Source organism: Rhodococcus sp. O3, assembly GCF_048897285.1.
Lineage (GTDB): Bacteria > Actinomycetota > Actinomycetes > Mycobacteriales > Mycobacteriaceae > Rhodococcus.
The window spans coordinates 1-7,933 of the sequence record NZ_JBMBTE010000172.1 but is presented as its reverse complement, the minus strand read 5'-3'; the positions used below and the strand labels follow the sequence as shown (position 1 = coordinate 7,933).

7 protein-coding genes and 2 pseudogenes are annotated in these 7,933 nt (G+C 70.5%); 3 read left to right on the top strand and 6 right to left on the bottom strand.

Annotated elements, in window-relative coordinates; genetic code table 11:
* A pseudogene (locus tag ACN675_RS26410) lies at nt 1–444 on the top strand (hypothetical protein); the annotation flags it as partial.
* A 168-nt stretch (nt 445–612) separates the two neighbouring features.
* Nucleotides 613–2,034 (top strand): family 43 glycosylhydrolase, encoded by a 1,422-nt coding sequence (locus ACN675_RS26405; RefSeq protein WP_420753641.1) that lies wholly within the window; start codon nt 613–615, stop codon nt 2,032–2,034.
* Between the two features lie 12 nt (nt 2,035–2,046).
* Here the strand turns inward: ACN675_RS26405 and ACN675_RS26400 are convergent, their stop codons facing one another.
* The gene (locus tag ACN675_RS26400; RefSeq protein ID WP_420753640.1) at nt 2,047–2,880 is read right to left on the bottom strand and encodes a class I SAM-dependent methyltransferase; all 834 of its coding nucleotides are present in this window, start codon (nt 2,878–2,880) and stop codon (nt 2,047–2,049) included.
* Between the two features lie 211 nt (nt 2,881–3,091).
* Here ACN675_RS26400 and ACN675_RS26395 point away from each other — a divergent pair, with 211 nt between their 5' ends.
* The gene (locus ACN675_RS26395; protein WP_420753639.1) at nt 3,092–3,763 is read left to right on the top strand and encodes a winged helix-turn-helix transcriptional regulator; all 672 of its coding nucleotides are present in this window, start codon (nt 3,092–3,094) and stop codon (nt 3,761–3,763) included.
* 7 nt (nt 3,764–3,770) lie between these two features.
* Here ACN675_RS26395 and ACN675_RS26390 read toward each other — a convergent pair whose 3' ends face one another.
* The 5 genes and pseudogenes from ACN675_RS26390 to ACN675_RS26370 form a co-directional block, all read right to left on the bottom strand.
* A complete protein-coding gene (locus ACN675_RS26390; protein ID WP_420753638.1) occupies nt 3,771–4,844 on the bottom strand; it encodes a ferrochelatase in 1,074 nt (357 codons plus the stop codon).
* Between the two features lie 14 nt (nt 4,845–4,858).
* The gene (gene inhA / locus ACN675_RS26385; protein ID WP_197253316.1) at nt 4,859–5,665 is read right to left on the bottom strand and encodes an NADH-dependent enoyl-ACP reductase InhA; all 807 of its coding nucleotides are present in this window, start codon (nt 5,663–5,665) and stop codon (nt 4,859–4,861) included.
* Nucleotides 5,666–5,717: 52 nt separating this feature from the next.
* Nucleotides 5,718–6,479: a 3-oxoacyl-ACP reductase FabG1 gene (gene fabG1 / locus ACN675_RS26380; RefSeq protein WP_420753637.1), complete on the bottom strand. Its 762-nt coding sequence runs from the start codon at nt 6,477–6,479 to the stop codon at nt 5,718–5,720.
* Between the two features lie 62 nt (nt 6,480–6,541).
* Nucleotides 6,542–7,522 (bottom strand): VWA domain-containing protein, encoded by a 981-nt coding sequence (locus ACN675_RS26375; RefSeq protein ID WP_420753636.1) that lies wholly within the window; start codon nt 7,520–7,522, stop codon nt 6,542–6,544.
* Nucleotides 7,519–7,933 (bottom strand): annotated as a pseudogene (locus ACN675_RS26370) (DUF58 domain-containing protein); the annotation flags it as partial. The pseudogene ACN675_RS26370 and the gene ACN675_RS26375, both read right to left, overlap by 4 nt.

The window sequence follows — 7,933 nt, the reverse complement described above, 5'->3', positions numbered from 1 at the left end:
GTGCTGCGCTGGACCGTGTTCGCGGTGCCGACCCTGCCGGATGCGCCGGACCGTCCCGGTCTCGGCGAGGCCGAGTTCACGATGCGCGAGGCGGTGCGCGACGCCGCGGCGACCCTGACCGGTATCCCGACCGTCGGCACGGACGGTCGCCGATCCGACCCGCGCGCGGAGATCGCCGAGGCGATCGCCCAGCACGCCCGGCACCGCTATCCCGAATCGCTTCCGGTGCGTGCCGTGCGCATCCTCGACTCCGCCGACCAGGTGTCCGCGATCCTGGACGTCGCGGCGCGCGGCGCGGGACTGCAGGCCGGGTCGATGTCCGCGGCGACGAGCCGCGAGGCGGCGCTGCGTCCGCTGTTGACCACCGTGCGGCAGGCCCGGCTGGGCGCGGTCGCCGCGGCGCTCGAAGCCGGACATCACAGTCGCCGGACGACAGGCGGCTGACGCCGCCCGTGTGCCTTGATGGCGGCTGGGACCGCCACAAAGGCGCACGGCCGAGGACACGGTTGCGTTACGGTACCGCGGTCGATCCTTCGCATCTGCTGTCACATCAGTCACATCCGTATACATTTGTCGCACTTCGGGCAGGTCAGGCCGAGATCGAGGAGCGACGTGCTGAACCATCGGATCACCGTGCCGCAGGCGCGTCGAACACCCGCCGACCGACACCGCTCCGGAGGACGGTGGATCGCGGCGGCGATCCTGGGGTTGCTCGCCGCCCTGATCACACCCGCCCAGGTGGCGCACGCGAACCCGGTCGTCGAACCGGTGGCCGCGGATCCGTCGGTTCTCCGCGCCCCGGACGGCACGTTCTACCTCTACAGCACGGCCGACGACTGGGGTGACGGCCGCGGGATGCACACCGTGGCGATGTTCACCTCCCACGACCTCGTGGACTGGATGTACGTCGGTGACGTGTTCGATCGACCTCCCGCGTGGCACGATCCCGGCAAGCACGCGTGGGCGCCGAGCATCCACGAATTCGACGGGGTGTACCACCTGTACTACTCGCTGAACGACGTCTCGAATCCGTGCATCGGCCTGGCGACCTCCCCCGATCCGGCGGGACCGTGGACGGATCTGGGCCGCCCGGTGTTCTGCGCCGAGGACCTCGGAATCGAGGGCACGATCGATCCGTTCGTCTGGGACGACGGCACCGAGAAGACGATGCTCGTCGGAAACTTCAAGGGCGTCTACGCGATTCCGCTCACCCCGGACGGCACCGCGCCCGACGGCACACCCGTGAAGGTCGCCGACGAGCGGTTCGAAGGCCCGTTCGTGGTGCACCGCAACGGTTTCTACTATCTGTTCGTCTCGGCCGGGAACTGCTGCAACGGCGGCAACACCGCGTACCGGGTGATTGCCGGCCGGTCCACCTCCCTGACGGGGCCGTATCTCGACCACAAGGGTCAGGATCTCGGCGACGGTGGTGGCGCGCTGATCCTCGCGGGCAGCGACCGCTGGGCCGGACCCGGCCACAACAGCGTCGTCACCGACGACGCCGGCGACGACTGGATCGTCTACCACGCGAGCCCGCGCCGGGACATCAAGCTGCCCAGCGGCGCTCAGCGACGCGAGGCTCTGATCGACCGGATCGTGTGGGCGGACGACTGGCCCGATGTCGGGGACGGATCACCGTCGTCGACGCGCCCGCAGGTCCCGGACATCGACCTTCCGGTGGAGGTGTCGCTGGAGATCGAAGCGGTGCCCACCCCGACCGGGGAGGCCGAGGCCACGGTGCTTCTCACCGCCGGCGACGAGCCGTTCTCCGGCCGGGTGTGGCTCGGAGCCGGCGCGCCCGAGGGCGGACTCGGCGCGACCGTCGCCGACCCGATCGAGGTGACGCTGCAACCCGGCGAGGTCCACGAGGAGAAGATGACGTTCACCTCGCCGGCGTCGTCGACGGGCACCTACGATCTCTACGCCCTCGCCGGTGCGGACGATGCGAACGTCGTCGACTTCGGTGCGGTGCACGGCCTCGACGCACCCCCGCAGCCCCTGGCACCCGTCGCGCAGACCGGATCCGCGTTGTGACATCGCGACCGGTCAGCCGGCGCGTCGCGCGGTTAGCAGCAGGTATTCCCACTCCATCGCTCCCCCGCCCTGGTCGAAGCTGCGTCCCAGCTCCGCCAGATCGCGGTCGAGCGCGGCGACGCGGTCGGGTTCGTCGGCGATCGCCCGGTAGACCGCGATGGTCGGCCCGTATGCCGCCTTGAAGAAGTCCCGGAACTCCTCGCCGCTGCCGAAGCGCTCCACCCGCAACTTCTCATTGCGCGCCTGCACGTCGGTGACCCGGTCACCGAGCAGCGACCGCACGTGCTGCTCGTCCCCCCACAGCGGCGGCGGCTGAGCACCGGGCGGAGGCGGCGGCGCGTAGGGCTTCATGGTCGCGAACATGCGGCCGATGAATCCCTCGGGGGTCCAGCTCAGCAGCCCGATGCGTCCGCCGGGCCGGGTGACACGGACCAGTTCGTCCGCGGCGGCCCGGTGGTGCGGCGCGAACATGACCCCGACGCAGGAGAGTGCGACGTCGAAACTCGCGTCGTCGAACGGGAGCGCCTCGGCGTCGGCCTCCTGCCAGGTGAGGGTCGCGCCCGCCGCGGCGGCGTCGCGCCGGCCCATGTCGAACAGTTCCGGCGTCAGATCCGTCGCCACCACCGTGGCCCCGGTGAGCGCGGCGGGAATCGCCGCGTTGCCCGACCCTGCCGCAATGTCGAGAACCCGGTCCCCCGCGCCGACTTCGCACGCGGACACCAGGATCGGGCCGAGCGTCGGGATCACCTCGGTGGCGACCGACGGGTAGTCCCCGAGCGCCCACATCGCCCGATGCTTCGCCTTCAACGCACGGTCGTCGGTAGTTACTGTCGTTGTTTCGCTCATCGTGTGTTCCGGCGCGGCTCCTCCCGCGTGCGTGCGGGAGAGCGGGTGCGCCGGCCTCCTTTCTCGTGCTTCGGGATGCGTCCCGATTCGTGATTCGAGGAGCTGATCGGGTCGTGCTTCGACTGTAGGAACGGGCGATGCAGCGCTTCCAGTACAGGATCTGTACCGCGATCACCGGGTACGGCCGGTCGCGTCGGCCTAGCATTCGAACATGGGCGCGTCCTATCACCAGTTCTGCCCGGTCGCGAAGGCGATGGAACTGTTCGACGAACGGTGGACGCTGCTGGTGGTGCGCGAACTGGTGCTCGGCAGCGAACGATTCAACGAACTACGGCGGGGGCTGCCGCGGATGTCGCCGTCGCTGCTGTCCACCCGGCTGCATCAGCTGACGGCCGCGGGCATCGTGCGTCGGGTCACCGACGGTGGCGACATCCGCTACGTGCTCACCCCCGCCGGCCGGGACCTCGAGGCGGTGGTGGATGCCCTCGGCGCCTGGGGCTCGCGCTGGACCGGACGGCTCGGCGACGAGGACCTGGATCCGAAGCTGCTGATGTGGGACATGCACCGCCACGTCGACCGCTCCGCGATCCCTCAGGACCGGGTGGTGGTGCGGTTCGCGTTCACCGGCGCACCGCGCGGGTCACGACGGTGGTGGCTGGTCATCACCCCGGACGAGGTCGACGTGTGCGACGTGGATCCCGGTTTCGAGGAGTCGGTGGCGGTCACCGCGGATCTGCGGGCGCTCACCGAGATCTGGCGCGGCGAACGGCAGTGGTCGGAGGCCCTGCGGTCGGGTGCCGTCGCGATCGACGGACCGGTCACCCTGCGCCGCAGCCTACCGCGCTGGTTCGACTCCCCGCTCGCCGCGAAGAGCAGCGGGTGACGCGGAATCAGGGAGCCGCGGGGCGTGTCGGCCGTGCCGGCAGCTGACAGCACCCGGTCGCGCACAACGCGCCGTTGCGTCCGGCGCCGAGCAGCGGTTCCGAACCGAGCCGCTCCGGCTCCCTACCGGCTGCCGCTTCCTCGACGAGCATCCGGACGAGCTGCGGGAAGCGGGCGTCGGCACCGGCGGTCGCGGCCCGCACGAACCCCATTCCGAGGTCGGCGGCCTTCTGCTTGGCCTCGGTGTCGAGGTCCCACACGACCTCGAGGTGGTCGGACACGAAACCGACCGGGACCACGACCACGGCATTCACGCCGCGCGCATGCAGGGCGTCGAGGTGATCGACGATGTCCGGCTCGAGCCACGGCACCTGCGGCGGCCCGGAACGCGACTGCCACACCAGGTCGTAGTCGTCGATGCCGACCGCGTCGGCGACGAGCCGGGCCGCCTCGGCGACCTGCCGGCTGTAGAGGTGGCCGCTCGCGTCGGCGGGGCCGCCGGTGCGATCGGCGGACAGCGGGATCGAGTGCGCGGTGAACACCACCCGGGCGTCCTCGCGCATGTCGGCGGGCAGTTCGGTGCGGGCGGCCCGGACCGCGTCGGCGACCGCTCCGACGAACAGCGGATGGTCGTAGAACTGCCGTAGTTTCGTCAGTGCCGGACCGTCCGGGACGGCGGCGCGGGCCCGCGCGATGTCCTCGTGGTACTGGCGGCAGCCGGAGTATCCGCCCCACGCCGAGGTCGGGAACACCAGGGCGTTGCGGACGCCGTCGTCGCGCATCGCGGCGACGGTGTCCTCGATCATCGGATGCCAGTTCCGGTTGCCGAAGTACACCGGCAGCCCGAGCACGGCCGTGGCGAACTCTGCTTCGATCCGGGTGATCAGATCCCGGTTCAGGGCGTTGATCGGCGAGACACCCCCGAAGTGCAGGTAGTGCTGCACGACCTCCTCGAGACGCTCCGGGGGGATGCCGCGACCGCGGGTGACGTTCTCGAGGAACGGACGCACGTCCTCCGGGCGTTCGGGTCCGCCGAACGACAGCAACAGCAGCGCGTCGTACGGCTCGGGGGTGTTCGTCATGATCGGTGTCCCGCTCAGGCGCCGAAGCCGACCTGGGAGTGGAAACCGCCGTCGACGTAGACGATCGAACCGGTGGTGCCCGGCAGCCAGTCCGACAGGACGGTGCACACGGTCTTGGCGACCGGGGTGGGGTCGTCGACGTCCCAGCCGATGGGCGAGGCCGCGGACCAGCCCTCGTTGAGCCGGTTCATCTCGGCGCCCGGTCCGGTGGCGTCACCGGCGATGGCCTTGGCGGCCAGGGTCTTGATGGGCCCGGCGGCGACCAGATTGGAGCGGATGCCGCGGCTTCCGACCTCCTTGGCGACGTACCGGTTGACGGCCTCGAGGGTCGCCTTGGACACGCCCATCCAGTTATAGAACGGCACGGCCCGCGCCGGATCGAAGTCCATGCCGACGATCGACGCGTTGTCCTTGAGCACCGGCAGCAGTGCCTTGGCGAGCGCCGAGTACGAGTAGGCCGAAACCTCCACGGCCACGGCGACATCGGACCAGGGCGCGTCGAGGAACGGGTTGCCCAGGCACGAACGCGGCGCGAATCCGATGGAGTGCACGACGCCGTCGAGGCCCTCCGGGGCCAGTTCGCGCACCTTGTCGGCGAGCCCGGCGAGGTGCTCGGGATTCTGCACGTCGAGTTCGATCGCCGGCGGCACCGGCTGCGGGAGCCGCTGCGCGATCCGGTCGATCAGCCGAAGCCGGTCGAAACCGGTGATGATCACCTTCGCGCCCTGCTCCTGCGCCACCTTCGCGGTGTGGAACGCGATCGACGAGTCGGTGATGATGCCGGTGACGAGAATGGTCTTGCCCTCGAGCAGTCCGCCCATGAGTGTGTCGGTCCTCCAGTGAGTGTCGGTTACGGTCGCGGCGTTCGCGCCGTCAGTGCCCCATGCCCATGCCGCCGTCGACGGGGATGACCGCGCCGGACACGTATGCGGAGTCCTCGGAGGCGAGGAAGCTGACGACGGCGGCCACGTCCTCCGGGCGGCCGAGGCGCTGCAGGGGGATGAACTTCTTCGCGGTGTCGCGCAGATCGTCGGACAGCTCGGCGGTCATGTCGGTTTCGATGAAGCCGGGCGCCACGACGTTCGCGGTGATCGATCGCGACCCGAGTTCGCGGGTCACCGAGCGGGCGAGGCCGATGACGCCGGCCTTGGAGGAGGCGTAGTTGATCTGCCCGGCCTGCCCGGCCATGCCGACGACGGAACCGAGGAAGATCATCCGGCCCCAGCGGCCGCGCAGCATGGCCCGGTTGGCACGCTTGGCGCAGCGGAACGCGCCGGTGAGGTTGGCGTCGAGGACCTTCGTGAACTGTTCCTCGGTCATCCGCATGAGCAGCGTGTCGTCGGTGATGCCGGCGTTGGCGACGAGCACCTCCACGGGTCCCTGGTGCTCTTCCACCTGTTTGAAGGCGGCATCGACGGAGTCGCTGTCGGTGACGTCGCAGACGACGCCGAACAATCCGTCGGGCACTCCCGAGCCGCGGTGGGTGACGGCGACCTTGTGGCCGTCGGCCTGCAGCCGCCGGGCGACGGCCAGGCCGATGCCGCGGTTGCCTCCGGTGACGAGAACCGAGCGTGGGGTCTCGGCGCGGCGGGACGGGCCGGCGGGAGCGGAAACGTCTGTCGGTGCGTCGGTCATGGTGTCGAACCCTATCTGGTGGTCGTTCGAGATCCGCCGGGACCTCGAGAGGAAGGAAGCTGTCAGGGCAGCCGCTGGCGCAGGACCAGCGCCGCACCGAGACCTACGGCGGCGGCGAGCACTCCGAGCACCAGCCAGGGCCGGCTGGCGTCTCCGCGGGTGGTTTCGAACCCGATCTGTTCCTCGAGCGTGTCGTAGGCGTCCTCGAGTTCCTCGAGGCTGGACGCGGTGAAGAAGGCGCCGCCGGACAGGTTGGCGATCTCCTTGAGCGACGGGTCGTCGACGGGCACCGGGATCCGTTCGTCCTCGATGGTCACGGTGCCGTATTCGGTACCGAAGGAGATCGTCGACACGGGGATGCCCTTGTCGGCGGCCTGCCGTGCCGCGGTGAAGCCGCCGCGCGGGTCGTCGGGGCTCTCCGGCACGGTCTGCTTGCCGTCGGAGAGCAGCACGATCCGCGCCGGGGGCGCCTGGTCACCGCCGCCGAGCACCGCGGCGAGCGTGTCGATGGACTGCATCGCCGTGAAGATCGCCTCGCCGGTGGCGGTGCGTTCGCTGAGGGTGAGCTGGTCGATGGCCGACTTGGTGGCCTCGCGGTTCGTGGTCGGCGACACCAGCACGGATGCGGTACCGGAGAACGCGACCAGGCCGAGGTTGATGCCGGGGGTCAGGTCGTCGGCGAACTGTTTGGCGGCCTGCTGCGCGGCGACGAGCCGGTTCGGCGCGACGTCGGTGGCCTCCATCGACAGCGACACGTCGATGACCAGCACCACCGTCGCCCGGTTGCGCGGGACGCGCTGCTCGGCGGTCGGGCCCGCCAATGCGACGGTGAGCAGCGCCAGCGCGGACAGCAGCGCGACGACCGGGATGTGCCGGGCGGGGCCGGGCCGGTTCGGTGCGACCTTCTCGAGCATCTCGAGATTGCTGAAGCGCAGCGCGTGCCGCTGCTTGCGGCGCTGGACGAGGACGTATCCGACGGCGAGCGCCGCGACGACGACGAGGAACAGCAGCCACCACGGTGACGAGAAGTCGGAGAAGCTCATCGGACCCCCTTGGCCGGCGCACCGAAGCTGTGCCGGCGGGCGGCGACGAACCGGACGATGTCCTCGATCCAGTCCCGGTCGGTGCGCAGCGTCATCTGCGGGGCGCCGCAGCGGCGCAGGGCCTGCTGCACCTCGGTGCGGTGTTCGGCGGCGGCCGCGGCGTAGTCGGCACGCAACCGTTCGGTGGTGGTGAACTCACGGGTGCGTCCGGTCTCCGGGTCGTGCAGCACCACGTCGCCCAGATCCGGGAGTTCGAGGTCGCGAGGGTCGAGCACCTCGACCGCGAGCAGGTCGTGCCGGCCGGACAAGGCGCGCAGGGAACGTTCCCAGTCGACCGGTCCGAGGAAGTCGCTGATCACGACGACCAGACCGCGCCGCCGCTGGGGCCGGCGCAGCGCCTCGATCGCGCCG